The sequence below is a fragment of the Microcoleus sp. PH2017_24_DOB_U_A genome (genome assembly GCF_020738205.1).
In the GTDB taxonomy this organism is placed as follows: domain Bacteria; phylum Cyanobacteriota; class Cyanobacteriia; order Cyanobacteriales; family Microcoleaceae; genus Microcoleus.
Map to the genome: position 1 here is coordinate 1 of NZ_JAEQCT010000052.1, position 26,979 is coordinate 26,979.

Sequence of the window (26,979 nt, forward strand, 5' to 3'; positions counted from 1 at the left end):
ATACAGGTGAACCCTAATTAAATGTTTTGTAGTTACTCAATAATTCTTGTCCAATATACCATATTCTGTTAATATAAAGTTTAGATGCGTTCGCCCTGAATCTAAAATCTAATATAGATAGGTTTTTTCAGTGCGACGGCTTCAGTGATTGAGTTAAATCGTGCGGCGAATTCGATCTAGGAAAGGAGATTGTGATGGGGAGTAAGAAGGGGTTGACATACATCCTTGAGCTGCGGTATTATTGACTATATCCAGTATTCTACCGCAACTGCGATACAATTATAAGCTAGATAGCAAAAAGGTACTATGGACGAAATTGAAAAGGTTAGCTATGCAGAACTAATTGACCCACAAGCACAAATGGTTGTGGCTTTTCTAAAACAAATGGGGCTTCCCTCAGATAACATCATTGCGGATCAGCCAGAACGAGCAATTATTGGTCAAAATTTACCTACTTACATTCAGTCACTTCCTGATGACATTAAAAGAGACGCACGTTACTTATCTAAGTTTGTAGTTGGCGCAGGATTTGGGTTGTTTGACTACGCACTCAACGCAGTATGGAATGAAGTTACTCTGGATTTAAGAAAGAAAGCTATTGCATACGGAATTGATATTTTCTTTGATGCCGCAGTAGGGGGTAAAAGCCGAGATTTTTACGAAAAAGAAGAAGATCTCGCTTCTCTTAAAGATTCAGTTTTACTAGACACCTGTAGAAAGCTTGAGCTTATTTCTGACACAACGTACAAAAAGTTAAAACATATTCTTGAGATGAGAAATGACATAGGAATTTCTCATCCGACTAACTATACAATTAACGCTTTTGAACTGCTTGGATGGTTACAAACATCGATTCAAGATGTCCTAAGAGATAGACCAACTGAAGCAGCACTTCAGGTACAAGCATTTATTAAAAACTTAAGAACTTATAATACACCTATAGATAATGCAACTCAAAAAACAATTGAGCTAAAAATATCCGAACTACCTAGCCATCTATGCGGAAATATACTTAGAACTGTTTTTGGGATATTTGTATCTATAGAGACGGATGTTCAGGTAAGGAAAAATATTTCTTTAATAGCCCCCTCTATTTGGACAAATTGTTTAGATGAACCCAAATATAAGTTAGGGCTTACTCTTGAGGGATATAATACTAATCTTCATAAAGATAAATATGAATTGGGTGAGCAGTTTCTCCAGGTTGTAGGGGGAAATCCATATCGTTCCCCAAGCGAAAGAGCAGGAATTGTTGACGATTTATTGGAGCAGCTTCTAGCTAAACATAATGGTTGGGATAATTTTCATCATGAAGCTCCTGTCGCTGACTCTGTCGCCTCATATATCGCTGGGCAATCAGATATTCTTCCAAACTATGCAGGAAAATTAGTGAAAGTAGTTTTGATGTGTCGGATTGGTCGAGGAGTTAGTTACTGCAATGGTGTATCACCCAGAGGAAAAGTATACTATGACAATTTGCTTTCTCTTTTAGGTGACAAATATTCACCCATTGCTATAAGCACACTCACTCATTATGAGATACAACGGAAATTAGAAAACAGCGAATGTAGAAAACAAGCTCGATTAGCCCTAGAAATGATAAAGCAAAGCGTAGTTAATGCAAGATTAGCTGAATGTTTTGACTATTTGATAACTCAAATAGAGAAGAATGGTCGCTGCGTATTGAATAGTGATTTCAAAAAGCTGACAGCACAATATGTGAAGTGGTAGTTATCTAACAAATCGTTGCAACGGCGGAATAAAGATAATCGGTAGGGATGCCAAGGTTACTGACCGCCGTTGAACTCAATCGTTATCTCGCAAACGCTGCCTGACTTTGGAGATGATTCGGAATGTCGATCGATAATTAATAATTCCGCCTAAGATTCTCATTTCCACCCGATGAGTCGGTACAAACCCCACTTAACAACAATAGAACCCCATTCCAACAGCAGTAAAGTAAACTGAGAGCAGCCCCATTCGCCCCAGTTGACCTATGCCACGTTGGTTCAATACCGCTGGCCCTTGCCGCGATAACATTCACTATATGTTGCCGGCAACCCGACGCCTCCCGAATTTAGAGCGACTGATTGCTCAGCAAAGCTATTTTGTCATCCACGCACCCCGACAAATTGGTAAAACCACGGCAATGCTGGCTTTGGCCAAGCAACTCACTGACAGCGGACAATACACTGCGATCGTGGTTTCCGTGGAGTTAGGTTCGCCCTTTAATGACAATCCACAACAAGCCCAAGCGGTCATTTTAAGTTCTTGGCGAAGTGAGGCGCGAGTCTATTTGCCACCGGAGCTCCAGCCACCACCAAAACAAGAAATGGAGGTGGGACAAGGAATTGAAGAAACCTTGCGGCAATGGGCACAAACTTCACCTCGCCCTTTAGCAATCTTCATCGATGAAATTGATTCGCTCCAAAATGAAGTATTGCTATCGGTTTTGCGTCAATTACGCAATGGTTATCCCTCTCGTCCTCGTGCGTTTCCGCAATCGGTGGGCTTAATCGGTTTGCGGGATGTTCGCGATTACAAAGTGGCTGCGGGTGGTAGCGATCGCCTAAATACATCCAGTCCGTTTAATATTAAAGTGCGATCGATTACGCTCAGAAATTTTAATGCCTCAGAAGTCGCAGAACTCTACGGGCAACATACCCAAGATACCGGACAAGTTTTTACACCAGAAGCCGTAGCCTTAGCTTTTGAATTAACACAAGGACAACCTTGGTTGGTGAATGCTTTAGCCAAAGAAATCGTCGAAGAATTAGTAACAGATGAATCTATAGAAATTACACCAGAACATATTTTAGAAGCTAAAGAAATTCTGATAAAACGACAAGATACGCATTTAGATAGCTTGGCTGAACGACTCAGAGAAAACCGAGTCAAAGCAATTATCGAGCCGATGTTGGCGGGTTTGGAACTCGGCAATATCCCCAATGATGATATTCAGTTTTTAATCGATTTGGGTTTGTGTAAGATGGACGTTCAGGGTGGATTGACGATCGCCAATCCAATTTATCGCGAAGTTTTGCCCCGCGTGCTCACGGTAACTCCAATGGCCTCTCTGCCCCAAATTGCACCGAGTTGGTTGACATCAGAAGGTAAATTAGATACTCAGGCTTTACTGAAAACTTTTTTAGAATTTTGGTTGCAACATGGCGAACCGTTACTCAAAAGTGCGTCTTACCCCGAAATTGCGCCGCATTTAGTGCTGATGGCGTTTCTGCATCGGGTGATTAATGGTGGCGGAACGTTGGAGAGAGAATATGCGATCGGGCGCGACAGAATGGATTTATGCCTGCGTTATGGTGAGGTAACATTAGGAATTGAACTGAAGGTTTGGCGGACTCGGAAAGTCGATCCGTTGAGTAAAGGGTTGGAACAGTTAGATGGATATTTGGCTCGATTGGGACAAGATGAAGGGTGGTTGGTGATATTCGATCGCAGAGATAATGCACCGGAGTTAGAAGAACGACTGAAAACTGAAATTCAGACTAGCCCAATGGGTCGGTTAATTACAGTGATTCGTGCGTGAAGCAGTTACGATCAATGTGTCGATTTTGGCGATCGCCCAGGGTGTGCGATCGACTCTCATCTCAAATCTAATATAGATAACTTTTTTCAGTGTGATGGCTTAAGTGATTGAGTCGAATCGTGCCGCGAACTCGATCGAGGAAAGGAGATTCTGATGGGGAGTAAGAAGGGGTTGACATACATCCTTAAGCTGCGGTATTATTCGACTATATGCAGTATTAGACAGACATATTCACAAGGAGAGGTCTATGGATAGAACGTCTGTGTCGTCATCAAATCTTGCATCGGTTGGATACGAACCAACTACTCAAACGTTAGAGGTTGAATTTCTTAATGGTAGTATCTACCAATATTCCGGTGTTCCGCCATTAGTCTATTCTGGTTTAATGTCAGCTAGCTCACACGGTTCGTATTTAGATCAATACGTTAAGAAGGCAGGATATTCTTATCATAAAGTCGGTTGAAGTTCTCAAGATTAAGGAACTATGTCGGTAAATTCCCACCTAACAAGTCTGGCAAGCACTCTCGTCTTATCTGAAGCAGAAAAATCGAGTATTACCACTTCTATTAATACGCTTTCATCAAGGCTGACTTTATACTTCAGCAACACAGTAACAAACCATTTTCAGTTCGGTTCCAGCACTCGTGGCACAATTCTTCCGCGCAAGGCAGATAGCCACTCTGACATAGATTACATGGTCGTGTTCAATACATCTGATGGTCAGAAGAAGCCACAAACTTATCTTGATCGTCTTAGGCGTTTTGTAGAAGCAAGATACTCTACGTCAGAAATTTGCCAGTCGCATCCAACAATTGTTCTGTCTTTGAACCACATCAATTTTGAACTTGTGCCAGCAATCTACAATTCCGGTTATCAGATTCCTTCACCAGCTTCATCTTGGCTTGAATGGACAAGCACAGACCCTTCTGGAACCAATGAATTACTCCAAAATGAAAATAAGGACAATAACTCTCAAATTAAACCACTAGTTAGATTGATAAAATATTGGAATACGCGTAATGGATATCCATTCACTTCATTTTCTTTGGAACAACATATTGTTAGTCGATCATGTTGGGAATGTTCCACTCTAAAAGACTATTTTTATGAATTCTGGTCAGGATTTACCTATACATACGACACGGCGCAATATATCAAAAATATGGTTGAGAATGCCCAAAGCCATGCCAAAAAAGCTAAGGAGTATGAGGACACCAATATGCCTTTTAACGCAGAATTAGAAATTAAAAAAATCGTGCCATCTCTATGAGTAATACGAGTACAACAAGAGTTGATGAGGTTTCTCAGTATTACGCTCCAGCTAAGAAACTTGGGACTATTAGCGTGGTTCTCTTCTGGCTAAATGCAGTCCTGTCATTTGTGATGCCATACTCAGCGTCAACCATCGGTGAGCAATGGTCAAGAGTTCTCCAAGCAATCTTTCTTGTTTTGGTGTTGATATACTTCAGTATTTCTCAAATATCGAGTTTGTATTTAGTGCCACGAGCAGAACTAATGAGAAGAAAGCAATTACTATCTGACTCATTTGGCATACCTCTCTCACAAGACTATACATCCCTTTATTACAACAATTCTTACTCTCCATCGGTGCAACGCCTTGGGGCTAATACTATGGAAAATGCCCTATTCAGCAAGGAAATTGCTTTAAGAATGCTGGTTCGGAAGCGATTTGTTATTTTTGGATATCTTTTTGCGTGGCTTTTAGCATTTTCTCTGCGGCATAACAATCTTGAACTGCTTACATGGATTACACAGTTAGTCTTTTCCGGTGAAATTCTCGCTGAATGGTTGAAGCTTGAAATTCTTCGATTTCGTCATGAACGAACATATGATGAGCTTTACTCACATTTTCTACACAAATTAGGACAAGATTCCTCTCGTGCCATAGCAAATGTGCTGAATGCTTTTGTATCCTATGAAGCAGCAAAATCTAATGCTGGAATACTGCTTTCAACAGAAGACTTTCAGAAGCTAAATCCAATTCTAACTGAGCGATGGAAAAGTATTTGTCAAAAACTTGACATGCAGAATTAAATATATTGGAGCTAACTTTTCGTCAATGTCTTGTCTAATAAACCCCTTGCAGCGGACGGTTATAAGCTATTAATAGAAAATATAAGGCTTCTTGCCGCCGCTGAAGGGGATCGTTATATCGTAAACGCTGCCTGACTTTGGAGATGATTCATTCGGAACCTCGATCGAGAGCTTTACCTACATAAAATGGGTAGAATAAATAGAGACGCTCGATCGCACAAGGTCGGAGAACGATCGCCTGATTCGGCGATTTTGTGAAAAGTTGGCAATTTAGGGAATGGGAGAGTATTTTCAAAGATGGAAACTCAACTATACGAGAAATTCATTCAAAAGGTAATTACTTTAGGTAAACACAAGGAATTTTCATTAACCTCTTCGATCGACAACTATTTAATGATGAATTATCGGCTTAAATTAGAACGAATCGATAAACTAAAAGCTTGGCTAGATGGGTTTAGACCCTTCGATTTCACCCTCGTCGCCGAACTCAAAAAGCTCTATGATGTTCGCTTTACTTATAACTCAAATGCCATTGAGGGTAATACTTTAACCCAAAGTGAAACGGAATTAGTTTTAACTAAGGGCATTACTGTGGGGGGCAAAACCCTTGACGAACATTTAGAAGTTATTGGGCATAAGGAGGCGATCGATTATATTGAAAATTTAGCCCAAAAAGATACGGAGATTAATGAATGGGAAATTAAGCAAATTCACAATCTGATTCTCCGCAAAATTAACCCTGATGAAGCGGGTAGTTATCGCACTCTGGACGTGATGGCGGCAGGAACTAATTATCGTTATCCTCCCCATTATTTATTGTCTCAATTAATGGGAGATTTTGCGAGTTGGTTGAATTCGGAATCTGCTTTAAGGCTCCATCCAGTTGAATATGTAAGTATCGCTCATTATCGGTTTGTTTCGATTCATCCTTTTCGGGATGGGAATGGTCGAACGGCTAGGTTATTAATGAATTTACTTTTAATCCGTGCTGGCTATCCGATTGTGGTGATTGACAACCAAATCCGCAATGATTATATTAATGCTTTGGCATATGGGCAACAAAACCAAGATGATTTAAGCCAGTTGTTTGCATTGATTTTTGATGCTACGATTAGTTCGCTTGTGGAAGTTTTAAGATTATTGGTGACTGCAAGTAGCAGCAGGGGAAAGGGACAGGCTTTTTATCAGGAGATTACTGATTTTCTCGATCGCAGCGGTGGTTTAGGGAATGGGGAATAGGTAATGGGTGGGATGTTAAACCAAAAATGTTCGATCGCACTAACGCTATCTCGCAAACGCTGCCTCACCTTGGAGATGGTTCGGAATCTCGATCGAGAATTAAGGATTCTTGATCGAGATGCCGATCGAGCCTTATCCTGCACAAAAACTTAGAAACCTGAAAGCGAAGAAAAAGCCCCCCTAAAAAGACGGGACTTTAATTCTCCGCTACACTCCGCTCATTACCAACAACTATTAAGGCAACTCAACCGAACTCGGTTTAGCAATGTGAGGCAAGCCCCAGCCCAATTTTTCCCGCAAAATGTGGAAAAACTCAAAAGATTGTATCCGAACAAAGCGGGCTGGGTAGGGCGATCGCTCAATTTGCACCCAATCCTCAGGCCGAACATAACAGCCGCCGTTCCCATCTACCACCATTACCAGGCGGTTCGGACTTGCCGGCAAAATCTTCACCGGCTCAGTATTGCTAAATACTAAAGCCCGAGAAGCCATTGAATGCGGGCAAAGAGGGACTAACTGCAACACTGGGACTCCCGGAATAATTACAGGGCCGCCGGCTGACAGCGCGTAGGCTGTCGATCCAGTCGGAGTCGAGATAATTACCCCATCTGCGGCAATGTCCACAGAGGCGTGCTGGCCGATCGCCACTTCAAAATGGCACATACAAGTCAACGGTTCGCGGTGCAGTACCATTTCATTGAGACAAAGGGCTTCCCAAAGGCAGTCGTTGTCTCGAAACAGCCGCACGGCCAACATCGATCTTTCTTCTATTTCGTATTCTCCGGCGATCGCCTTTTCCAAAGCTTGCGGGAGCAAGTTTAGGTAAGTTTCTGTTAAAAAGCCCATATGACCGGTATTGACAGTCAGCAGCGGCACTCCGATGGGAGCAACTTGGCGAAATGCCGACAGCACCGTACCGTCGCCACCCAAAACCACTGCAAACTCCATGTCGCTGTCAAAACCGGGGGGGACAAGTTGGTCGATCGGAGTGTGGCACATGGGGCGATCGGGACTAGAATAGCCCAAAATTCCCCCGGCACCGGAAACCGCGCAGACCTCCCAGCCGCGGGCAGTCAGCTTGTCTTTCAACTCTTCGGCGATGCGACAAGAGACTGGTTTAACGTCGTTGTATATAATCCCAGCTTTCGGCACTTTAAAATGTAAAAGGCATTTTTTGTTTACTCCGTTTTTTAGTCTTAAGCTGCTCGTACTCTATTTCCCTGAGCTTCTTCATAATCAGACTGAAGTATTCTTCCAGATAAGATTCCAAAGTTGTAGTTTCTTTAGGGTCTAATCCGAAGACACTGTAAACGTCATCCATCGGAGCTTTCAAGGGTTTTCCGGCTGCTAAAACTTCTGAAAAAGCCAATCTGTCAGCTACGTTCCAACTCCACTGAAAGAACTTAGCAAATTGACGGGTAGCCTGCAACAAGGCATCTGGCGTGCGGGTGATTTTGGCCTGTTTCCCAGAAAGCCGCTCGCACAACCGCACGATTTCCTCAGCATCCCAAGCGCGATTTCCCACCACCGGAAAGCTTTTTTTCTCGGTTTCGGGAACGGTAAGAGCTCGGACGGCAAACTTCGCAACGTCCTGAGTGTTCATGTAAGCAAGGGCTGACGGCTTGTTGGGCAACCAGACTCCCTGACCATCCAAAATTGGCATTGCGTACAGGCTCAGCAGTCCTTGCAAAAAGCCGCAAGGTCTCAATATTGTGTAGTCTAGACCGGATTCTGCTAAGAATAGCTCAGTACAGCGCTTAATTTCCAACAAGGGGACTTGCTGATATTTTTCGGCGTCGAGAAATGAAAAGAATATGTAACGCTTGATGCCTGCTGCTGCTGCTGCTTGGATCAGCGATACTTTTCCGTCCCAGTCTACTCTTTTGATGCTGACAGAATCGGCTGCGCTGGCTGTTGCTGCATCGATGATAGCAGTGACGCCTTCTAATGCAGGAATTAAGCTGTCAGGCTGGCAAAGGTTTCCCGGTACGAGTTCGGCGCCCCATTCTTTCAAAAAGGCCGCTTTTCTGTAATTTCTGACTAAACAACGCACCTGGTAGCCCTCGTCTAGGGCGCGGCGGGCTATTTGACGGCCGAGGGTGCCGGTGGCTCCTACAATCAATAAAGTCATCTAGGGATTAATTTATGAATCTTAAACTTTCTATAAGATGGTATCAGGTTTTCGTTATGTTTTTTATAAAAACTTAACAAAAACCTGAATTTTTCTCATTTTTGGCTTGAGAGCCTAAGCAGCACGCTGGCTTTGGGTGGCACGCAGAAGCTAGAAGGCTTGAGCTAGAAGACTTCTGAATGATTGTTACAAAAATTTATTCTTCGCCGCCTTGCAGTTTGAGCAGGAGGAAGCCTCCGCCTATACCCACGAAAATTAGGGAAAAGGACAAAAAGGCTGCATTGAAAATTTCAGGATTCATGATTGTATATGCCTAATTGGACGATCGCATTAGATAAAAATAATAATATAATTTGGGGCAACCAGCTACATGAATGCTAAAATCTCACTGCTGAAATTGCTGTATTTTTTGGGGAGAAAACTGCCTTGAGTCTCGATCGGCAATCAAAACTAGCTGTAACTCTGGGAGATCCGGCAGGAATTGGCCCGGAAGTGATTCTCAAGGCTTTGGCAGATCCGGCTGCTGCTTTGATGGTGACGGTTTTCGGATCGAGGATGATTTTGCAACAAACTTACGATCGGTTGCGATCGATCGATCGGGCTACAACAGCAGCAAATCCCGCAACATTAAACATTATTGATATCGAACCAGACAGCAAGTGGGGTTCCATTGTCCCCGGTGTCGGGAATGCGGCTAGTGGGGCGGCTAGCTTTGAGTATATGGAAAAGGCGATCGCCCGTACCCTTGCCGGCGAATTTTGTGCGATCGTCACCGGCCCCATTTCCAAAACTTGCTGGCAGGCCGCAGGTTACAATTATCCCGGACAAACAGAACTTCTCGCAGAAAGGTCGAAATCGCAGCGGTTCGGAATGCTGTTTGCCGCCACATCTCCCCACAGCGGTTGGACGCTGGTAACTTTACTCGCTACCACACATATTCCTCTGCGTCAAGTACCCGAGGCTTTGACTCCAGAGTTGCTGAGTGAAAAACTAGAATTGCTGATCGAGTGTTTGCGCGAAGATTTTGGGATAGAAAAACCAAAAATAGCGATTTCTGGCTTAAATCCTCACAGCGGCGAAAATGGCAAACTGGGAAATGAAGAGCAAGACTGGATGATACCGTGGTTGAAAGCGCAGCGCGATCGTTTTCCTCAAGTGCAATTAGACGGGCTAGTCCCCCCGGATACCATGTGGGTAAAACCGGCTAAAGTTTGGTACGGCTTAGCCAAAGAAGCTCACGACGGTTACTTGGCAATGTACCACGACCAAGGCTTGATTCCAGTCAAATTGATGGCTTTCGACAAAGCAGTCAACACTACAATTGGCTTACCCTTTGTCCGCACATCTCCCGATCACGGCACAGCTTTTGATATTGTAGGTCAAGGAATTGCCGATGCCTCCAGTATGACAGCAGCGTTGCAGTTGGCGGCCCAGTTGGCTAGTCGCAGAGCAGCAGTTAAAATAGGGTTACAGAACAGTCCAACAATAACGTGACAATTCGTGACGAAACTAGACATTTTCTGCAATTAGAGCAGCTAATGTCTAGTTTCACTCATAATCAAGGCAGCTAATTTATCAAGTTATGACGACTCTCACTTACTGTAAAGGATTACCAACTCCCGAAGCCGAACTTAACCCCGCAGGTTATACTGAATTTGAGTGTTTTTTAACGGCATTTTCAGGAGTGTTTTATCGAGCAACAATCGAGACGGTTAACCATTTATTAAATCGAGAAATCAAATTCAATAAATCTAGTTGGAATACTCATCTACAACAGACCTACGGCATCAACAAACGTCATGCCAACGGAGTAATTGCTTTATCATCCGGCAAAGTAGATTCAGCATATAAAGCGAGAACTAGATATCTGTCCCAATTAGCATCTAGACTTAAATCCGCTGCATCTTGGTTAAAGGCAGCAGAACGTAAACTAAAAGGGGCCCAAAAATTTTACGCCAAACGGCATTGGCAGCACTCTTCAAGCGGGTGTAATTTCCCCCTAGCGAGCGACAGGAAAACTCGCAAGACCAACTGGTATCACCTGAAATTTGCCATCCACAACAAGAAAAGATACATCTACAAATTAACTCAAACCCTCGCCCACCTGAAAGTGGCACCACTGAGAGTCAAGGTCAACTCAAGAGAACTATTCATTGTGGGGTCGAAGGATGAAAGTTATGGCAATCAAGCTTGCCAGTGGGATGGCAAAAATCTGAAATTTAGAGTGCCTAATTGCCTGGAGGCTAAATTTGGCAAATATGTCACTTCAGCCATCGGTAATTTTGACAGAAATCTGAATCGATTGCCCGAGGCTGGTGCTAAAACCTGGCACTTTTACCGCCAGGACAACCGTTGGGTAGTAGCAGTACAATTTACCCCATTACCAGTAAAACAAGTAAGCCGATCGATCGAGTACGGTTGCATTGGCATTGACCTCAATCCGAACTCGATTGGTTGGGCATATATCGACGGTCAAGGTAATTTAAGCTCAAGAGGTAAAATAGCTATGCAGATGGGTTTACCTCGCGGCAAACAAGATGCTCAAATTGTAGGTGCTATCTTGCAGCTAGCTGAATTAGCTACTGCGTTTGCTTGCCCGATTGTTTGCGAATCATTAGATTTTACTGGTAAGAAATCACAGTTAAGGGAGAAAGGAAGAAAATATGCTCGGATGCTATCGAACTGGGCTTACAGTCGTTTTTATCAGCTTTTGGAGTCAATTTTATCCAATCGAGGCATTTCGTTATTTACTCGCAATCCGGCTTACACCAGTTTAATCGGATTGGTTAAATACGCTCGGATGTATGGGTTGTCCTCGGATATTAGTGCTGCAATAGCTATTGCTAGAAGAGGAATGAATGGAAGTGAAAGATTGCCGCGCCCCGTGTCCGCCTATCTGGGGGTGAACCCCAGAAAGCACGTATGGGGCGCTTGGTACCAATTTAATATGTTTATCGGTCGGTGTCCGGTAGTCAATCGCAGACATGATTACTATCGAGTCTCTAACTGGGGGCCACTGGTTAAGGCTGATGTCGAGCAGTGATGTCGGGCATCAGCCAAGCACAAGCGCGTTAGTGGTTATCGACTCAAAGTTACACCGCAGACTTATACTGGGATCCAAATTACCTGTGGGTAGGTTTGTCCAAGTTTTTAGAAGCGGTGATAGCCTTAATTAAGTCTGACACTGGGCAAAATTGTGTCATTCCTATTGATGTTCGCTGGCGTCAGGCGACAAGCAAGCTGGTCATTTTAGTCGATCGCTTAAAATCAGATTTTGGTAGCACAGTATGGCAGCATCTAATGATAATTCAGGGAACATATATCAGTCAGAAACAGAGGTGTCAGATGCAACTCTGGCAAGTTCTAAAGCAGGAGATCAACTTCAGGAATTGCTAATCATATTGACTGAAATCCAGTTACTGAAGCAATCAAAAAAAGAACCTATCGAGCTAAAGTTACCGCCATCTGAAAAATCAGCAGAGCGACTTGAGGAAGAGGAAAATCGGCGCAACCAATTGTCTTTTTTGATCGAATCACCTGCGGTTGTACCGGAAGTATTGAATAATCATGAAGAGATACCACCTCAAAGACGACAAAACAAGAACGAAGAAGCAGGCTTATCTAGAATCGCTAATTTAGCAAACAATGAGCGACCGTCGGAAGAAGATTTAGAAAAAGCAGTCGAAGAGTTTAAACGGTTGCAGGAACTGTTGTTTGAAAGGGATTTGCCGGAATTTTACAGTAATATTTTCAGCGTAGAACAAAGGTTAGAAAATTTTGAGAAACTAATGTCTGAGCCGAAAGAATTGATGAATTTATTGAAACCTTTAATTCCCGAGTTAGTGAGAGAAGAGCTAGAGCGGTTGAAGTTTCAATTAAACCAGGCGATAGAACTCGTCGGCAACGATAAAATCAATCGCCTGGAAGTTCAGACAAAATTAGCGGATTTGGAAAATCAAATTTCTGATTTCAACCAGCAGCAATTGGGAAATTCAGAACAGTTAGTTAAACGGCTAATGTTGATGGTGGGAGATCTGCTCAACCGCAAGGTAGAGGAGTCTAAGTTAGAGGTGACTTCGGCGATCGCACCGACAATCAATCAAGTAGTTGACAATCAAAATGGACTGGAAGAACAAGTAGTCATAATTGAAGAGAAACTTGCGACTGTTCAGCAGCGTTACCAGCAGCAACCGGAAGATATTATCAAACAGTTAGTCCCGGTAGTTAGCGATTTGCTCGCCCGCAAAATTAGTGAATTAAAGTTAGAAGTTGTAGAAACACTTGCACCCTCAGTACAGGTAAGAATAGCTTGGGTAGAAATAGAAGAAAAAGTATTGAGCATCGTCGAGCGCCGGCTGGCTACCCAAGAGTCGCCAATTCAGACGCCAGAAGAGATTATGGCGATGCTAATGCCAGCAATCACGGATTTGCTGAACCGGAAAATTGATGAATCAAAATTAGAGGTAGCAGCAGCGATCGAACCTTTGATTGAATCAGCAATTCTGCAAAGAGAAGTTCCAGGAAAATTGAGCGATGTAGAAAGTAGGCTCAATAATCTTCAGCGCCAGCAAAAATCTCAGCCGGAAGAAATCCTGGCAAGGTTGATGCCGTTAATGATTGAGTCGCTGAACCGGAAAATTGACGAGACAAAGTTAGAGGTGACAGAGGCGATCGCACCTGCTGTCGATACTGCTATTCAAAACAGCGGTATTGCAGCAAAAATATTGCAAAATGAAAGTAAGATTGTCGAAGTTCAGCAGCAAGTTTTAGGCGAGATCGAAGGGTTGATGGGAAGAATCATGCCCGCGATCTTGGAAATGCTGTCCGGAAGCATTCGGGACGCTAAGCTAGAGATAGAATCTGCGATCGCCCCTACTGTCGATGCGATCGTTCAGAACAAAAAGATTGATGAAAGACTCGGAAATATCGAACAAAAGATTGTGGCGATCGAACACCGGATTTATCAATCGACAGACTTGTTTACAGATTTACTCAAACCCTTGATTGACGAGCTGATGGTTAGCCATCACTCCCAACTAGAAAAATCTGTCATCCAATCTATTTTACCGTTATTAGATGAAGTGGTAGGTTATAATTACAATCTCAACAGTAAAGTACAGGAACTAGAACGCAAAATAACTGATGCTGAATGGGGAGGCGATCGGGCAGAATTAATGGCCCGAATTAAAAGCATCTTTCCAGAAATGATGATCCAAACAATTAATGACTCTAGAAAATCATTTGCCGAAACCATCGCTCCGATAATTGATGAAGTAATTGATACCAAAATCCGAGAAAATCGGCAGTCGTTTGGAGTAGCCCTAGCGCCTTCTATTCCTGTGGGAATCAGCCACAGAATTAGTGAATATCCCGATGAAATTGCCATAGCGCTGGCGCCGGAAATGGCCTCGGCAATCAAACAGCAAATTACTATCAAGCGAGAAGCAATGTCGGATGCACTTTATCCGATCATCGGCAGCACAATTTTAAAATACATCGGCGAGACGATGCGCGAGATTAACGAAAAGTTGGATCAATCGTTAAGTCCTGATGCGATCGCTCGCAAAATTAAAGCCAAATTGCAAGGAATTTCTGAAGCAGAATTGCTAATGCAAGCAACAGCACCGCTGACTGTTAAAGCTGTATTTTTGATTCAAAAAAATTCTGGATTGTTAATTGCAGGAGTGCAGCCGCCTGAAAGCGAAGAGCTAGAATCAGAAATGATAGCAGGGATGCTGACTGCTATTCGCTCTTTTGTCAACGACTGCATATCTCAATCGGGAAATCTTGCAGAGATTGATGCGGTACAATACGGGACATCTTCGATAGTATTGGAAGTAGCAGGTTCGTGTTATCTAGCAGTAGTGATCGAAGGAGGAACCCGCCAATGGTTTAAGTACAAAATGCGAGCAATATTTAAGAATATTCTTCAAGAATACGGAGAGCAAATTCAGGCATTTAACGGAGATCCGACTCGTCTGCCTCCAGGAGTAAACTTAAACTTGCAAAAGTTAATCGATACAGAGGTAAAAGTTAAATCTACTAAGATTCCAATTTTACCAGTTATCGGTTTGGCAGTGTTAGGTTTAATTGGCGTAGGTTGGGGCACTCATGAATACCGCAGCGGAATTGCAGCGACTTTAGAAGCAGATACAAATTTAGCTTTACAATCTGCTCCCGACTTATCGGTTTATCGCCTTGCGGCAGATGTTAAAGATGGAGTATTAGAGATTTCGGGACGAGTGCCGAATCAAAAGCTGCGAGTGAAAGCGGAAAAAATCGCTCAGGATGCAGCTCCCAAATTAAGAATTGACAATAAAATTATAGCCGTTGAAGTACCTCCCGATCCGGTTTTAACCGAAGCTGATGTCAAGCGGACTGTGGCTCTTTTGAATAAGTTAGAAAGCATTAATATCTCGGCTCGCTATGCAGAGGGAAAAGTCGCGATTGCAGGTAGTGTGAGCAAAGCAACGGATGCTCAGAAAATTACTCAAGCTTTTGAGAAAATTCCGGGGGTGAAGTCGGTAACAAATACAGTGGGAATCGGAACTCAACTGCCGTCACCGCCAATAGAAGTTCGCCTTTATTTCGGTGCTGGTTCGGCAATTTTGTCGCCGAAAGATATAGCACAAAAACTGAGCAAAGTTAAACAATATATGGAGGAGAATAGCACGACTAATTTGAGGGTAATTGGCTACAGCGATTTTAAAAGCAGCCCTGCGGAAAATCAAAAGTTGGCGCTGGAAAGGGCGATAAATGTGAAGGCTGCTCTGGTTAAAGAAGGGATAAATGGCAATAGAATACAAGTTGCTTCTACTAAGGGTCGTCCCGAAGGTGTGGAGGCTAATCAACCGCTGTGGCTGAGCAGATTGGTCATGTTTGAGGTGGTAAATTAAATTGGGTAATGGGGCATCGGGCATCGGGCATCGGGCATCGGGCATCGGGCATCGGGCATCGGGCATCGGGCATCGGGAATTGCTAACAAATAACAAATAACAAATAACAAATAACAAATGACTTCTTCGTCTTAACTTAATCGTATTCGGCCGGAGGTAAAGGCTTGTATTCGATCGCCTGCCAAGCATACTAACAACCGGCCGCATCCGTCAATCCCGGCGGCTTCTCCGCAGATAGTTTCCGACGCAAGTTCGATCGCCACATTACAGCCAATCAGCCCGTCGCGGCGGCGCAATTCCGGTAACAGTCGCGCTAAACCGGACTTTTCGGGTGCCCTGTCGGTGGTGGAAAACATATCGGCTAGTTCGAGTAAATAGTGCCGGAGTCTGGCAAGCAAACACAATTCATCGGGCACATTAGTAGCAATAGAATGCAAGCTTACCGCATTGCCGATCGCCCTGGCATCCAATCCGGCCGCCGCGAAATCTACGCAGCGGTTGAGTCCAATTCCGACAACCACGCGAGTGCCGAATGTGTTCCCAGAAGTGGCTTCACAGAGAATTCCGGCTAATTTTTGGCGATCGATCCAAACATCATTTGGCCATTTCAGGCGCAGCATATCGCGACATTCGGGCACCAAATCCTCGATCGCGAAAATCACAGCCAAACCGACTGCTAAACTGAGTCCGGGTAACAGATTGGGATTGAGGTTGTCGAGTACAAAACTCGCAGTCAAAACACCGGTTGGGGAGTGCCAAGTGCGCCCTTGTTGTCCGCGCCCGTTGGTTTGCTGCTTAGTAAATACTACATCTCCGTGGTGCAGTTGGTCTGCGCGGGCGATCGCCCAACTGTTGGTACTGGGACAAGTATCCAAAGAGTGCAGCCAGTGACGAACTAACTCATTATCAACAGTATTTATCAACCTTACCTCAGTAGGAATATCCCCTATCCTCTCAACTTCATTATTTTCTAATTTCTTGAGATTTTTTCATATCATTTTTCACAAAAATTATATCGCACGGTGCATATTAATAATTCATCTCTCTATTCTCTTCCTCTGTGTTCTCTGTGTTCTCTGCGGTTAAATCATATTGTATAAATCTAAAATCTATCGCAAATTTATGCTATTAAAGGACGCAATCCTAGGGAGTAAGAAACCCAGATTCTTCGTATATATAGTTGAAAAACCAATATTTATCCCAGAAAACGGGTTTCTTTAGCCTTAGTTTTATCCTCGAAAAAAGACAAGCAATCGCCGCACAATTTACGCTGCCGATTGCCCTTGCATTTCCAGCAACTCAGGAATCGTCACAAACCGATATCCCTGCTGCTTCAAGCCAGCAATCATCTCCGGTAAAGCCTTAATAGTACGAGATCGATCGCCCCCGCCGTCGTGCATCAACACAATCGCCCCCGGCTTGGCATTCTTCAACACATTCTCAACAAAAGCTTCTGGTTGAGCGCGGGGATCGGTATCAGCAGAAGTTACCGACCACATCACCACAGAATAATTTTGCTCCTTAGCATACTTAGCCAAACCATTAGTCAAAACTCCTCCCGGCGGACGGAAATAAGTAGTCTTAACTCCCGTCGTTTCGTAAATAAGTTTTGCCGTGCGATCGATTTCACTAGCCGCCGTCGCCGCATCCATCGGATCGTACCAGTGATGCCACGTATGATTGCCGATCGCGTGACCTTCCGCCACAACTCGGCGCGCAATGTCAGGAGAAGTTTCGAGAGATTTACCTATCCAAAAAAATGTTGCTTTAATGTCATTTTGCTTAAAAATATCCAGCATTTGTTCAGTTGTTTCTGGCCACGGCCCGTCATCAACTGTTAAAGCAATAACTTTCTGAGAATATTTGATTGTCCCTTCAAAAACAGTTGTTCCCTGAAACTGCTCAGGTGGCACAAAAGTCAAGTTTTTTTCTTTGGATTCCAATACGGTGAGAAGTTCCTCAATTGTGCGATCGAGATTAAAGCCTGTTCGATCGTCCCCAACCTCTTTTGCTAGCCGATTTACCGTTAAGGATTGCTTGAGGTTCTGCACGGCGGCGGTTGCAGGTTTGTCGCTTCCTTGTTGGTTTCCTGGCAGCAGCGTACCGACGATAAAGCTTATTGTAGCCGCTGCTAGGGCGATCGCCACAAAACGCCATTTTTTTCGCAGTCTTTGAAACAGATGATTTCCGGTCACTTGGGATTCCTTTCACTCCACACTGCCGATAATGATAATGGGAATTTCAAGGAAAAGAAACCTTATTTTTGATAAATATGTCTCAGCGGGGATTGACAGCGGGATCGGAAGGGCGATCGAATCCGGGCGATCGAATCCGGGCGATCGAATCCGGGCGATCGAATCCGGGCGATCGGAAGCGGGCGATCGAATCCGGGCGATCGGAAGCGGGCGATCGAATCCGGGCGATTGAAATCGCGCCTAGACAGACGAAACCCGCCTGCGCGGGTTGAAGAAATTGCCAGCGATTGCGATTAAGGGCGATTTCAATCACCCGATATATTTAGGGGCTTAGAAGTTTCTTGAGTCCACGGAGGTGGACATTGTTTGTATAGCCGCGATTTCTAATCGCCCGGTATATTTATCGCCCTGTATATCTTTAAAGCCTTGCCGCCAGTAAATAGGGGGCGATGGGAAGCGGGCGATTGAAATCGCGCCTAGACAGACGAAACCTGCGGAGGCGGGTTGAAGATTTAAAGCCTTGCCGCCAGTAAATCCCGAATAATTGGGATTTTCGCCGCAATTTGCGCTTGAGGTACCTCCGTTTGCAGCCAACTCTCGCGCCCTGCAAGTCTCGCAACCCACTGCTGCAACTTCGGATACTCATCAAAAGATATGTCAAACATCCCCACAGAAGGAACCGCAGTCCCCGCCACGACTTCCGCCAAAGAAAACTGTTCGCCAGCAAAAAAAGTGCGCCGATCGTCCAACAAGCCCTCAAAAAACCTCAGCAGGGTTAATATCTGTTGCTTGGACTGTGCCAACTTTTCCTCAGTGTCTCCCGGCACACCGAGCATTTGCCTGGTTAAGGGAAACATTGCCGGCAACAGTTCATTTAAAGTCAGCATGGACACCATCCGCACAATTCCCAAGGCTTTCGCCTCTGTCGGTAGCAGTGGGGGCGTGGGATATTTGGCATCTATATAATCGAGAATTGCCAGCGACTCCACCAAAGTCAAATCTCCATCCACCAACGCCGGTATGCGGTGAAACGGGTTAATTGCCAGAAAATCCGGTGCAAATTGGTCGCCGTCGAGGTTAAGTGCGATCGGCTCAAACGCAACTTGTTTCTCCAGAAGTGCCACCCACACGCGACGAGAATTCAGAGAAATCGGATTGTAGTACAGTTTCAGCATCGGATTTTTCTCGAACGACACCACCAGTTTAGCAGCCAAATGTCTTGATTTTAGGTAGTTTGGCAGAGTGGGAGTGTTCGGAAAGGGCGATCGACACCCATGTCAAAAAAAAGATTTCAAAAAAAGTTGTATTACCCCCTTGACAGTTCTGTAGTACACAATGTAGTATAAATATATAGCAACCGGGAAAGAGCTTCAAAGCTTTAACTCACAAGCAATACGAACCTTGAAAACTGAATAGGAAATTAACAATGTCACATACTTTTGGACATTTGGCGGTGTAGACTCCGGCAACCATAACCCCTAGGTTGTAGTACGCGGAATCAACCGCCACCCCGTCCAAACACAAACCTTTGTGGGGCTGTAGCTCAATTGGGAGAGCGTCGCTCTGTCACAGCGAAGGTAGCGGGATCAAAACCCGTCAGCCCCGTCAAGCAATTTTGGATTTTGGATTTTGGATTTTGGATTTGAGCTGTAGGGTGCGTCGCCATCAAAAATCCTAAATAATATCGACAATCTCATAGCGACGCACCTTATTTGAGATATTGAGATTTTAGATTTGAAATTTTGATTTAAAATTTTAAATTTTAAATCGACTCAAATCTCAAGTAATAATTCTTCAATCTAAAATCTAAAATCCAAAATCCAAAATCAATAGTCCCGTAGGCAAAAGTCAAGCCGTCTGCCCCTCAAGCAGAAGATTGCGAGTGCAAACCTCGTCGGGACTCCCAGGTTAGGTGGCTGAGTGGCTCAAAGCATCGGTCTGCAAAACCGAATTTCGCGGGTTCAAATCCCGCCCTAACCTCTGTTCCCAATTGTAATTAAAAATTACATAAATTCCATGAAATTTAATTATTTAGGGTACGCACTGTAAAGTCGGTCATTCTACAAAACAGAGGAAGTAAAGCCTAATAGACATTGACGGAGGTTAGAAGTTATGAAGACCAAAACTACCGTTCTTTCAAAGTTCATGCCAAACGATGTATCAAATAATAGTGCCAACTTGGAAGATCAGTTGACTGCGTTCGTTCAAAAATCCCTTGCTGACAGCTATTCTCAAGACGTTGATGCTACTTTGCAACAACTTGATGCGGCATGGGAAGCTCAGAAATTGGTTTGGCAAATGCGAGATGAAGCCCAAGTTTAATCGGCGAATGTCCAGAAGCTGACTTGTTTTGAAAAACGAGAAATTAAAAGATTAAACCAACACTCTTTTAATTGCAGTTTTTAACTTTGAAAGTAACAAAGCAACACAGTGCTCGACGCACAGGTAGTTAGAAACCGGGTTTTTTACGAAAATTCTTCACCCGAGCCCAGAGATTAGGTAAAAAGCCCGGTTTCTTTGAACTTATATCGCAAGCAGGGATGGTGTAACTGGCAACACTCTGGTCTCCAAAACCAGCATTCTGAGTTCAAATCTCAGTTCCTGTGCCAAATTTTTAATATCAAATTTTTAGTGCTGTAGGCAAATGGTTTAAGCCGCTTGGTTTTCACCCAAGTGATTTGCGGGTTCAACTCCCGTCAGCACTGTGTGTGGGTCGTTGGCAGAATGGTTTTGCAGCCGCCTTTTAAGCGGATGGATCGAGGTTCAATTCCTCGGCGACCTACCAAATTTTCAACCTTGGGTCGGTTCTCATATTGGTATGAGTAGCTGTCTGTAAAACAGTAGCTTAAAGCATTGCTGGTTCGATTCCAGCCCGACCCATGCGATTTTAGATTTTGGATTTTAGATTTTGGATTTTTAGATTCAAGATTTAAGATTTGAGATTTGAGATTGTAAATTATTTGTAATTGCATTTAATATGCAATTGCAATTATGAGAATGTGTTGTAATCGGACAACAACTCAGTTTGCGCGGCTGAAGATTTGGGGGTTCAAATCCCTCCGTTCTCGCTCATTGAGGAGAGGTGGCCGAGAGGCTTATGGCGCTTTCCTGCTAAGAAAGAGCGGCTTAACAACCGTCGAGGGTTCAAATCCCTCTCTCTCCGTTTTCCCCCGATAGCTCAGTTGGTAGAGTGCTTGTGTGAAGAACAAGAGGCCGTCAGTTCGATACTGACTTGGGGGATTGCGTTGCCTCATAGCTCAACGGTAGAGCTGCACGCTGTTAACGTGATGGTTGTAGGTTCGAGTCCTACTGAGGCAGCCATTTTTCAAATTGCCGGGTGGACAAATTGGTAAAGTCGGATGCCTCTGAAGCATCAGTTTGTAGCTTCAAAGCCTACCCCGGCATTCAATTATTGGGAAGTCGCCTAATCGGTATGGCACCGCTCTTTGAAAGCGGACAAATGTAGGTTCAAGCCCTACCTTCCCAGTTCTGCTATTACCAAAGCAGATTAATTATACTCCTGTAGCCCAATTGGAAGAGGCGGCAATTTCAAAAATTGTCAAGTGTGAGTTCAAATCTCACTAGGAGTACCAAATTTTCCTTAAGTTTATACTTGCTCTTGTGGCGGAATTGGCAGACGCGGCAGACTTAAAATCTGTTCTATTTTGATTGTGAGTTCGAGTCTCACCAGGAGCATGAACGGGATGTGGCGCAATTTGGTAGCGCGGCGGCTTTGGGAGCCGAAGGTTGCAGGTTCAAATCCTGCTATCCCGACTTTACCCCTGTGATGTAATTGGAAAACATTACTCGCTCAGAACGAGTATTTTGCAGGTTCAAATCCTGTCAGGGGTACTTGGTTAATAGCCAATTTCTACTATTTGCTCTCGTGGCGAAACGGCAGACGCGCTAGTTCGAGAAGCTAGTTTTTTACAGGTTCAAATCCTGTCGGGAGCATGAATTTTTAATATATATAAGATAAAATTACAGTGGTTAACTATCAACTATCAACTATCAACTGTCAACTGTCAACTGTCAACTATTTTGCCCTTGTAGCCCAATTGGAAGAGGTGCCTCGCTTAGAACGAGGAGGTTGCTGGTTCGAGGCCAGCCAGGGGTATTTGGTGATATCGCGGGTGAAGTAGCCTGGGTAGGCTTGGAGGTCTCATAAGCCTCTTCATAGCAGGTTCAACTCCTGTCCCCGCCACCAAAATTGCAGGTGTGATGTAATTGGCAACATGAGGCTCTTGTAAAGCTTTTATGCGAGTTCAACTCTCGCCACTTGCTTGTCCTAAAGCTCAGAAGGAGTCTATCTAATTGTGCTAACTTTTCAATAGAAGTTACAGCCCAAATTTTTTGTAGCAAATCTCAGTAAAAAGTATGAAAAGAATTGCGATCGCCCAAAACACGCTAAAAATTCTCGAAGATGGTTGCTACTTGTCCCCGGAAGGGAAGCAGGTTAAGATCGATCGCCAATTAGCCTCCTGTATTGCTGGGACGGCATACTACGAACCCGAAGCCCTGTCAGCGATTCAGGAAAACGTTCTCTCAGGTACTCCCCAATTCTCGAACACGGAATTTATGGTGAGAAATGAGACAACGCTGGTGGGTGCAGAGCGTATAGGGCGATCGCACAAATTTGCAAAAATAGGAGTCCTAAATTTCGCTTCTGCCAAAAATCCGGGTGGTGGATTCATCAGAGGCGCTCAAGCGCAAGAAGAGAGCTTAGCACGCAGTTCTGCACTGTACAAAAGCCTCTTAAAATGTCCTAAATATTACGAGTATCATCGCTCTCATAAATCGCTGCTCTACTCCGATCGACTCATCTACTCTCCCGGCTGTTCAGTATTCCGAAAAGATGATGGAACTTTGCTTGAGGAACCTTATCTTGTTGATTTTATCACGAGTTGCGCTCCGAATGCTGGTGAGATTTCCCGAAAAGAGTCAGAAAGTACGGGAAAAATTCGCGAAACTCTGTACGGACGCGGTGCAAAATTGTTGGCTTTAGCTGTTAACAAAGGTTCCGATGCGTTAATTTTAGGAGCTTGGGGATGTGGTGTCTTCAGGAACGATCCATCTATGGTAGCTCAGATGTTTGCAGACTTTTTATTGCCGAATGGTCAATTTGCTGACAGATTCAAAAGCGTACTATTTTCCGTCCTAGACTCTAGCGAAGAAGGAAGGATATTTGCAGAATTTGACAGTAGATTTTCCTCAAATTAATCGAGATTTTTCATAACGATGAGCAGTCTATAAAAGCAGTTTTACATTTTCGATCGCGCGGATATGGTGTAACGGTAGCATTCGAGTCTTCCAAACTCTAGGCACGAGTTCGAGCCTCGTTATCCGCTTGGCTGATTAAACAGTTGACAGTTGACAGTTGACAGTTGACAGTGAAGTTTTACAATTGTTGACAAGTGACTGTTACACGTAAACTAAAATATCAAATTTGTTTGCGGGTGTGATGTAAAGGTTAGCATTTGAGTATGCCATTCTCAGCGCATGGGTTCGAGTCCCATCATCCGCTTTTGGAGTCCTGTTTGCTACAAGCAAGAGCGGGGTAATATCCTGTCATGACTACCAATTTATGGGAGTGTAGCTCAATGGATAGAGCGCCGCGCTTCGGACGCGGATGTTGTGGGTTCGACTCCTACCACTCTCGTTGTTATTGCTTGATTTTAAGGAGGTTGATTCCATTGAATGATTAATTTTTTATATTGCAAAACTTACCTATTCGATCGAAGAAACCGGGTTTTTTATCTCATCTTTTGGTGAAGGCGGAAGATTTTCGGAAAAAACCCGGTTTATGACCATTGATGCGTAAGTCTTATGTTAAGAGCGATTCCCTACGGGATAGCTGCGCCGCGCGTACTTTGCGTGTCCCAATCTTTGGAGCCTACATACTTTAGTACGAGAGGAAAGGTAACGCTGTCAAAAACGGCGCGCGTTTGCGAACGGGGAGTGCAGTGAACCCGATAGGTAGGCTTAGAAGTAGCCATCCTTTAAAGAGTGTGTAATAACTCATCGGCGGAGTCCCTCTAGTAACTCAGAAAACGCAATGCTCTGATAACTCGCACGCAAATAGTGCGATCGGCGCAGCTATCCTTAGGGAATTGCACTATTTCACCTTTTAATAAAGTTATAACCAAAGGAGTTTCCCATGCCTGTAATTGCTATGGAAGTAAAAACCGCGCAAAATCATCCTAATGCTGATGCGCTATATCTCTATAATTTTGAAGCTCCAGGGCATGATTCAGTGCAAATTGTTGCCAACTCAGAAAACATTTATGATGTTGGCGATATCGTTGCGATAGCCTTAACTGATTCTGTGCTGAAAGACGGTACTATAATCAAACCGGCAAAGCTGCGAGGTGTTTATTCTTTTGGTATGGCTTTGGGCAAAGTTGATGAAGTAATTGGTACCGATTTGTCGGCAATTTACTGTCAACAAACAGCGGATCGATCGACCGTAATGCAAACATGGCCGAGCATCGAACTGCTGTACAATCTTCGCCGCAGTTTAGAATTGGTTGGGGAAGCTCCGAAGATAACTTATCGAGCTAAAATTAAACTCGACGGTACTAATGGTGGCATTCAAATCTTTACTGATGGTAAAGTTGCTGTCCAAAGTCGATCGCAAATAATCTCCCCAGAAAACGACAATCTCGGCTTTGCGAATTGGGTAAATCAAAATATCGATTACTTCTCTCGATTGGCGAGTACCGAACACGCAACTATTTTTGGGGAATGGTGCGGTAAAGGCATTCAGAAACGGACGGCTGTATCTGAGATCGATCGCAAAATCTTTGCAGTGTTTGCGGTTCAATTTGGCGGCATAGATGGAAAAGTTGCCAAACTGGAAATTCGCCCGGACAAAATCGCTGAGTTTTTGCCAAAACATCCCGATATTTTTGTCTTACCTTTTTATGGAGAACCGATTGTTTTGGATTTTGGCGATCGCACTCAACTAGAATCGGCTGTTGATATTCTCAATCAAGCGGTTGATACTGTAGAAAAACTAGATCCTTGGGTGAAAGAAACTTTCGGCCTCGAAGGGATTGGCGAAGGCTTGGTAATGTTTCCCGAAAGCGGCGAACTTGCGGAAAGGTTGTCTTATGCGGAACTGCTGTTCAAAGCCAAAGGCGAAAAACACCAAGCTATAAAAACAAAACAACCAGTTCAACTCGACCCAGAAGTTGCTCAAAGCATTGATGACTTTGTGAATCTGTTTGTAACCCCTGCTCGATTAGAACAAGGGGTGACAGAAGTTTGTTCGGGTCAGTTTGAGATGGACAAAATCGGAGCATTTTTAAAATGGTTTAACGCTGACGTACAGAAAGAAAGTGTTGCAGAACTAGAAGCTGCTGGCTTGACCTGGAAAGAGGTTAATAAAGCAGTGATGAATGCAGCCAAAAAATGGTATCAAGAAAAGTCGAAAGCTTTGTAGGTGTTGGATTTGCAATAAGTCCTGTAGGGGCGGGTTCGCCAACAATAACTGCCTACAAATAACAATCTTATAAACCCGCCCCCGCCCAACGACAAATCCCAATTAATTGAATGAACATGATGTTAATTAAAGATTGCCCATAAATCAAAGAAACCGGGTTTTTCATACAATCTGCGAACTATAGCGAAGTATTTTCGCAAAAAACCCGGTTTCTGCCCACCCGCGCTCCAGCCTTATTAACAAACAATACGGGAGTGTAACTCAACTGGATAGAGTGTCGAGCTTCTACCTCGAATGTTGTGGGTTCGAGTCCTACCGCTCCTGTTAAATGGGTTCGTAGCTTAACTGGAAAAGCATCTAGCTGGCTGCTAGAAAGATATCGGTTCAAATCCGATCGCAATCCACCAACTTTGGGTCTGTAGCTTAATCGGAAAAGCGCTTAGTTCGCAACTAGGAAAATGTCGGTTCGAGTCCGACCAGTATCCACCAAAACGGGGTCATAGCTCAATTGGTAGAGCGCTTGCCTTGCACGCAAGAGGTTAGGAGTTCGATTCTCCTTGATTCCATGCGGTATCTGAAGTCGAAGCGGTCGAGACGCTAGCCTGTGAATCCCTCAGTGCGAGCGTCCCGCTCGCGAGCAACACCATAACGTCCCGTCGGATACCCTTGGAAGATGCCGCTAAACGGTTGGCAACTGGCCTCGAAAACCAGGGTACAGGCAACTGTAAAGGTTCGATTCCTTCATCTTCCTTTTAATATCAAATCCGGTTTATTGTACCGATAATCCTAGGGATAAAGCAGTGCTGTGTCCTTACAAATACGGCGCGAGGCGACAGGGATTTGATCTCACCACCGGAATCCGAAAAGCGAGGAACTGTGCTGATAACGCAGAGGTAGAAGGGGCAGTACCTTCCCGGTGGATTTCCTATGTTTGAGCCATAGGAATCATGGATGTTTTGCATCATGGAAGATGCCGCTAAATGGTCAGCAACTTGTCTTGAAAACAAGGGTACAGGTAACACCTGTAAGGGTTCGATTCCTTCATCTTCCTTAATGAAATATTCGGGGACTTGGCAAATAGATTTGCTATCCTATAAGTAGGTAGACATATATATTACCTGTCCGAAAAGATAACGAAGTAATCCGAAAACCCTGCGATTGCTTCGTTCCTCGCAATGACATTGTTGCATTTATTTATGTCCACCTACTTAGCAATAGAAATTTTGGGGAGGTCGCCTAAATGGAATGGCACCGTAAAAACTAGGTAAAGCGGCTCTCAAAAGGACGATCGCGTTTGTTGAGTAGGGTAAAAAGTTGCTTCGCGACGTTCCCTGAAAACACAAACTGGCAGCGGGTTGCAGATGCACTGAAAGGAATTAACAGTCCGAGATGGGGGCAGTTCCCGTCTGCTTGCGGGCAGTAAGGAAGCGCGTTTCCTGAAAGTTGCTGTCGATCGATGCGGGTTCGAGTCC

General features: G+C 44.1%; 21 protein-coding genes, 28 tRNA genes and 1 other annotated feature. Of the genes, 41 read left to right on the forward strand and 8 right to left on the reverse strand.

The window, feature by feature from the left end; genetic code table 11:
- Positions 1-306 precede the first annotated feature (306 nt).
- The 5 genes from JGK07_RS15215 (at position 307) to JGK07_RS15230 (ending at position 5,602) form a co-directional block, all read left to right on the forward strand.
- Complete coding sequence (locus JGK07_RS15215) at positions 307-1,731, forward strand: hypothetical protein (protein WP_293186927.1); 1,425 nt, start codon at positions 307-309, stop codon at positions 1,729-1,731.
- Between the two features lie 265 nt (positions 1,732-1,996).
- Positions 1,997-3,547 (forward strand): ATP-binding protein, encoded by a 1,551-nt coding sequence (locus tag JGK07_RS15220; protein ID WP_293242466.1) that lies wholly within the window; start codon positions 1,997-1,999, stop codon positions 3,545-3,547.
- A gap of 247 nt (positions 3,548-3,794) precedes the next feature.
- Complete coding sequence (locus JGK07_RS33205) at positions 3,795-4,010, forward strand: KTSC domain-containing protein (RefSeq protein WP_363319706.1); 216 nt, start codon at positions 3,795-3,797, stop codon at positions 4,008-4,010.
- Positions 4,011-4,031: 21 nt separating this feature from the next.
- On the forward strand, positions 4,032-4,817 hold the full coding sequence (locus JGK07_RS15225) for a hypothetical protein (RefSeq protein WP_293242464.1): 786 nt from the start codon (positions 4,032-4,034) through the stop codon (positions 4,815-4,817).
- Positions 4,814-5,602 carry a hypothetical protein gene (locus JGK07_RS15230; protein ID WP_293242461.1) on the forward strand — a complete coding sequence of 263 codons (789 nt, stop codon included), beginning with the start codon at positions 4,814-4,816 and terminating at the stop codon, positions 5,600-5,602. The genes JGK07_RS15225 and JGK07_RS15230 overlap by 4 nt, the downstream gene beginning before the upstream one ends.
- A 148-nt stretch (positions 5,603-5,750) precedes the next feature.
- On the opposite strand, the gene JGK07_RS15235 is transcribed toward JGK07_RS15230, so the two are convergent.
- Positions 5,751-5,897 (reverse strand): hypothetical protein, encoded by a 147-nt coding sequence (locus JGK07_RS15235; RefSeq protein WP_293242458.1) that lies wholly within the window; start codon positions 5,895-5,897, stop codon positions 5,751-5,753.
- A 2-nt stretch (positions 5,898-5,899) separates the two neighbouring features.
- Between JGK07_RS15235 and JGK07_RS15240 the strand changes: the two genes are divergently transcribed.
- Both JGK07_RS15240 and JGK07_RS15245 read left to right on the forward strand, forming a co-directional pair.
- The gene (locus tag JGK07_RS15240) at positions 5,900-6,841 is read left to right on the forward strand and encodes a Fic family protein (RefSeq protein ID WP_293242455.1); all 942 of its coding nucleotides are present in this window, start codon (positions 5,900-5,902) and stop codon (positions 6,839-6,841) included.
- A 12-nt stretch (positions 6,842-6,853) separates the two neighbouring features.
- Entirely contained in the window at positions 6,854-6,994 is a 141-nt protein-coding gene (locus tag JGK07_RS15245) for a hypothetical protein (protein ID WP_293183769.1), read from the forward strand.
- A gap of 81 nt (positions 6,995-7,075) precedes the next feature.
- Here JGK07_RS15245 and JGK07_RS15250 read toward each other — a convergent pair whose 3' ends face one another.
- The 3 genes from JGK07_RS15250 to petM all read right to left on the reverse strand — a co-directional run bounded on the left by JGK07_RS15250 (position 7,076) and on the right by petM (position 9,273).
- Positions 7,076-7,993: an NAD(+) kinase gene (locus tag JGK07_RS15250; RefSeq protein WP_293183772.1), complete on the reverse strand. Its 918-nt coding sequence runs from the start codon at positions 7,991-7,993 to the stop codon at positions 7,076-7,078.
- 1 nt (position 7,994) lies between these two features.
- Complete coding sequence (locus JGK07_RS15255) at positions 7,995-8,972, reverse strand: NmrA family NAD(P)-binding protein (protein ID WP_293197521.1); 978 nt, start codon at positions 8,970-8,972, stop codon at positions 7,995-7,997.
- Positions 8,973-9,168: 196 nt separating this feature from the next.
- Positions 9,169-9,273: a cytochrome b6-f complex subunit PetM gene (petM, locus tag JGK07_RS15260; protein ID WP_172189541.1), complete on the reverse strand. Its 105-nt coding sequence runs from the start codon at positions 9,271-9,273 to the stop codon at positions 9,169-9,171.
- Between the two features lie 125 nt (positions 9,274-9,398).
- Here petM and pdxA point away from each other — a divergent pair, with 125 nt between their 5' ends.
- The 3 genes from pdxA to JGK07_RS15275 all read left to right on the forward strand — a co-directional run bounded on the left by pdxA (position 9,399) and on the right by JGK07_RS15275 (position 15,868).
- The gene (pdxA, locus tag JGK07_RS15265) at positions 9,399-10,466 is read left to right on the forward strand and encodes a 4-hydroxythreonine-4-phosphate dehydrogenase PdxA (RefSeq protein WP_293242452.1); all 1,068 of its coding nucleotides are present in this window, start codon (positions 9,399-9,401) and stop codon (positions 10,464-10,466) included.
- An 88-nt stretch (positions 10,467-10,554) separates the two neighbouring features.
- Positions 10,555-12,015 (forward strand): hypothetical protein, encoded by a 1,461-nt coding sequence (locus JGK07_RS15270; protein WP_293242449.1) that lies wholly within the window; start codon positions 10,555-10,557, stop codon positions 12,013-12,015.
- 244 nt (positions 12,016-12,259) lie between these two features.
- Complete coding sequence (locus tag JGK07_RS15275) at positions 12,260-15,868, forward strand: OmpA family protein (protein WP_293183780.1); 3,609 nt, start codon at positions 12,260-12,262, stop codon at positions 15,866-15,868.
- A 131-nt stretch (positions 15,869-15,999) separates the two neighbouring features.
- Here the strand turns inward: JGK07_RS15275 and JGK07_RS15280 are convergent, their stop codons facing one another.
- The 4 genes from JGK07_RS15280 to JGK07_RS15295 form a co-directional block, all read right to left on the reverse strand.
- A complete protein-coding gene (locus JGK07_RS15280) occupies positions 16,000-16,791 on the reverse strand; it encodes a biotin--[acetyl-CoA-carboxylase] ligase (RefSeq protein ID WP_293212493.1) in 792 nt (263 codons plus the stop codon).
- Positions 16,792-17,133: 342 nt separating this feature from the next.
- On the reverse strand, positions 17,134-18,063 hold the full coding sequence (locus JGK07_RS15285; RefSeq protein ID WP_293242446.1) for a polysaccharide deacetylase family protein: 930 nt from the start codon (positions 18,061-18,063) through the stop codon (positions 17,134-17,136).
- Between the two features lie 82 nt (positions 18,064-18,145).
- The gene (locus tag JGK07_RS15290) at positions 18,146-18,376 is read right to left on the reverse strand and encodes a hypothetical protein (protein WP_293183788.1); all 231 of its coding nucleotides are present in this window, start codon (positions 18,374-18,376) and stop codon (positions 18,146-18,148) included.
- A gap of 199 nt (positions 18,377-18,575) precedes the next feature.
- Complete coding sequence (locus JGK07_RS15295) at positions 18,576-19,238, reverse strand: glutathione S-transferase family protein (protein ID WP_293207290.1); 663 nt, start codon at positions 19,236-19,238, stop codon at positions 18,576-18,578.
- 357 nt (positions 19,239-19,595) lie between these two features.
- On the opposite strand from JGK07_RS15295, the gene JGK07_RS15300 reads away from it, so the two are divergent.
- The 31 genes from JGK07_RS15300 (at position 19,596) to JGK07_RS15450 (ending at position 26,558) form a co-directional block, all read left to right on the forward strand.
- Positions 19,596-19,668: transfer RNA gene (locus tag JGK07_RS15300), tRNA-Asp, on the forward strand.
- Between the two features lie 226 nt (positions 19,669-19,894).
- A tRNA-Glu gene (locus tag JGK07_RS15305) sits at positions 19,895-19,969 on the forward strand.
- Positions 19,970-20,043, forward strand: a tRNA-Cys gene (locus JGK07_RS15310).
- A 132-nt stretch (positions 20,044-20,175) separates the two neighbouring features.
- Complete coding sequence (locus JGK07_RS15315) at positions 20,176-20,385, forward strand: hypothetical protein (protein ID WP_293207292.1); 210 nt, start codon at positions 20,176-20,178, stop codon at positions 20,383-20,385.
- Positions 20,386-20,597: 212 nt separating this feature from the next.
- Positions 20,598-20,672, forward strand: a tRNA-Trp gene (locus JGK07_RS15320).
- Positions 20,673-20,693: 21 nt separating this feature from the next.
- Positions 20,694-20,768 (forward strand) — tRNA-Glu (locus JGK07_RS15325).
- A gap of 5 nt (positions 20,769-20,773) precedes the next feature.
- Positions 20,774-20,848, forward strand: a tRNA-Lys gene (locus JGK07_RS15330).
- A gap of 13 nt (positions 20,849-20,861) precedes the next feature.
- Positions 20,862-20,943, forward strand: a tRNA-Tyr gene (locus JGK07_RS15335).
- Between the two features lie 113 nt (positions 20,944-21,056).
- A tRNA-Arg gene (locus JGK07_RS15340) sits at positions 21,057-21,131 on the forward strand.
- Positions 21,132-21,139: 8 nt separating this feature from the next.
- A tRNA-Ser gene (locus tag JGK07_RS15345) sits at positions 21,140-21,226 on the forward strand.
- 4 nt (positions 21,227-21,230) lie between these two features.
- A tRNA-Phe gene (locus JGK07_RS15350) sits at positions 21,231-21,303 on the forward strand.
- A gap of 6 nt (positions 21,304-21,309) precedes the next feature.
- Positions 21,310-21,384: transfer RNA gene (locus JGK07_RS15355), tRNA-Asn, on the forward strand.
- A gap of 10 nt (positions 21,385-21,394) precedes the next feature.
- Positions 21,395-21,468: transfer RNA gene (locus tag JGK07_RS15360), tRNA-Gln, on the forward strand.
- An 8-nt stretch (positions 21,469-21,476) separates the two neighbouring features.
- Positions 21,477-21,550, forward strand: a tRNA-Gln gene (locus JGK07_RS15365).
- A gap of 29 nt (positions 21,551-21,579) precedes the next feature.
- Positions 21,580-21,656, forward strand: a tRNA-Leu gene (locus JGK07_RS15370).
- A gap of 22 nt (positions 21,657-21,678) precedes the next feature.
- Positions 21,679-21,759, forward strand: a tRNA-Leu gene (locus JGK07_RS15375).
- A gap of 4 nt (positions 21,760-21,763) precedes the next feature.
- Positions 21,764-21,837: transfer RNA gene (locus JGK07_RS15380), tRNA-Pro, on the forward strand.
- Positions 21,838-21,841: 4 nt separating this feature from the next.
- Positions 21,842-21,915, forward strand: a tRNA-Leu gene (locus JGK07_RS15385).
- 28 nt (positions 21,916-21,943) lie between these two features.
- Positions 21,944-22,017 (forward strand) — tRNA-Leu (locus JGK07_RS15390).
- Between the two features lie 89 nt (positions 22,018-22,106).
- Positions 22,107-22,180, forward strand: a tRNA-Leu gene (locus JGK07_RS15395).
- 95 nt (positions 22,181-22,275) lie between these two features.
- Positions 22,276-22,347: transfer RNA gene (locus JGK07_RS15400), tRNA-Thr, on the forward strand.
- 93 nt (positions 22,348-22,440) lie between these two features.
- Positions 22,441-23,283, forward strand: a complete 843-nt coding sequence (locus JGK07_RS15405; protein ID WP_293183794.1) for a TIGR02452 family protein — start codon at positions 22,441-22,443, stop codon at positions 23,281-23,283.
- A 57-nt stretch (positions 23,284-23,340) separates the two neighbouring features.
- Positions 23,341-23,411: transfer RNA gene (locus tag JGK07_RS15410), tRNA-Gly, on the forward strand.
- Positions 23,412-23,515: 104 nt separating this feature from the next.
- Positions 23,516-23,587: transfer RNA gene (locus tag JGK07_RS15415), tRNA-Gly, on the forward strand.
- 62 nt (positions 23,588-23,649) lie between these two features.
- Positions 23,650-23,722: transfer RNA gene (locus JGK07_RS15420), tRNA-Arg, on the forward strand.
- A 310-nt stretch (positions 23,723-24,032) separates the two neighbouring features.
- Positions 24,033-24,088: a sequence feature (23S ribosomal RNA rRNA prediction is too short), on the forward strand.
- Positions 24,089-24,220: 132 nt separating this feature from the next.
- Positions 24,221-25,507 (forward strand): RNA ligase family protein, encoded by a 1,287-nt coding sequence (locus JGK07_RS15425; RefSeq protein ID WP_293225302.1) that lies wholly within the window; start codon positions 24,221-24,223, stop codon positions 25,505-25,507.
- 250 nt (positions 25,508-25,757) lie between these two features.
- Positions 25,758-25,831 (forward strand) — tRNA-Arg (locus tag JGK07_RS15430).
- 6 nt (positions 25,832-25,837) lie between these two features.
- Positions 25,838-25,914: transfer RNA gene (locus tag JGK07_RS15435), tRNA-Ala, on the forward strand.
- 5 nt (positions 25,915-25,919) lie between these two features.
- Positions 25,920-25,996, forward strand: a tRNA-Ala gene (locus JGK07_RS15440).
- 4 nt (positions 25,997-26,000) lie between these two features.
- Positions 26,001-26,073 (forward strand) — tRNA-Ala (locus tag JGK07_RS15445).
- A 399-nt stretch (positions 26,074-26,472) separates the two neighbouring features.
- A tRNA-Ser gene (locus tag JGK07_RS15450) sits at positions 26,473-26,558 on the forward strand.
- The last annotated feature ends 421 nt before the right edge of the window (positions 26,559-26,979 follow it).

Bases quoted from the DNA above. Each gene is read 5' to 3' on its own strand.
- JGK07_RS15275 (WP_293183780.1), top strand. From the start codon at position 12,260: ATGGCAGCATCTAATGATAATTCAGGGAACATATATCAGTCAGAAACA.
- JGK07_RS33205 (WP_363319706.1), top strand. From the start codon at position 3,795: ATGGATAGAACGTCTGTGTCGTCATCAAATCTTGCATCGGTTGGATAC.
- petM (WP_172189541.1), bottom strand. From the start codon at position 9,273: ATGAATCCTGAAATTTTCAATGCAGCCTTTTTGTCCTTTTCCCTAATT.
- JGK07_RS15220 (WP_293242466.1), top strand. From the start codon at position 1,997: ATGCCACGTTGGTTCAATACCGCTGGCCCTTGCCGCGATAACATTCAC.
- JGK07_RS15230 (WP_293242461.1), top strand. From the start codon at position 4,814: ATGAGTAATACGAGTACAACAAGAGTTGATGAGGTTTCTCAGTATTAC.
- JGK07_RS15240 (WP_293242455.1), top strand. From the start codon at position 5,900: ATGGAAACTCAACTATACGAGAAATTCATTCAAAAGGTAATTACTTTA.
- JGK07_RS15425 (WP_293225302.1), top strand. From the start codon at position 24,221: ATGCCTGTAATTGCTATGGAAGTAAAAACCGCGCAAAATCATCCTAAT.
- JGK07_RS15255 (WP_293197521.1), bottom strand. From the start codon at position 8,972: ATGACTTTATTGATTGTAGGAGCCACCGGCACCCTCGGCCGTCAAATA.
- JGK07_RS15245 (WP_293183769.1), top strand. From the start codon at position 6,854: ATGTTAAACCAAAAATGTTCGATCGCACTAACGCTATCTCGCAAACGC.
- JGK07_RS15270 (WP_293242449.1), top strand. From the start codon at position 10,555: ATGACGACTCTCACTTACTGTAAAGGATTACCAACTCCCGAAGCCGAA.
- JGK07_RS15215 (WP_293186927.1), top strand. From the start codon at position 307: ATGGACGAAATTGAAAAGGTTAGCTATGCAGAACTAATTGACCCACAA.
- JGK07_RS15405 (WP_293183794.1), top strand. From the start codon at position 22,441: ATGAAAAGAATTGCGATCGCCCAAAACACGCTAAAAATTCTCGAAGAT.
- JGK07_RS15315 (WP_293207292.1), top strand. From the start codon at position 20,176: ATGAAGACCAAAACTACCGTTCTTTCAAAGTTCATGCCAAACGATGTA.
- JGK07_RS15295 (WP_293207290.1), bottom strand. From the start codon at position 19,238: ATGCTGAAACTGTACTACAATCCGATTTCTCTGAATTCTCGTCGCGTG.
- JGK07_RS15225 (WP_293242464.1), top strand. From the start codon at position 4,032: ATGTCGGTAAATTCCCACCTAACAAGTCTGGCAAGCACTCTCGTCTTA.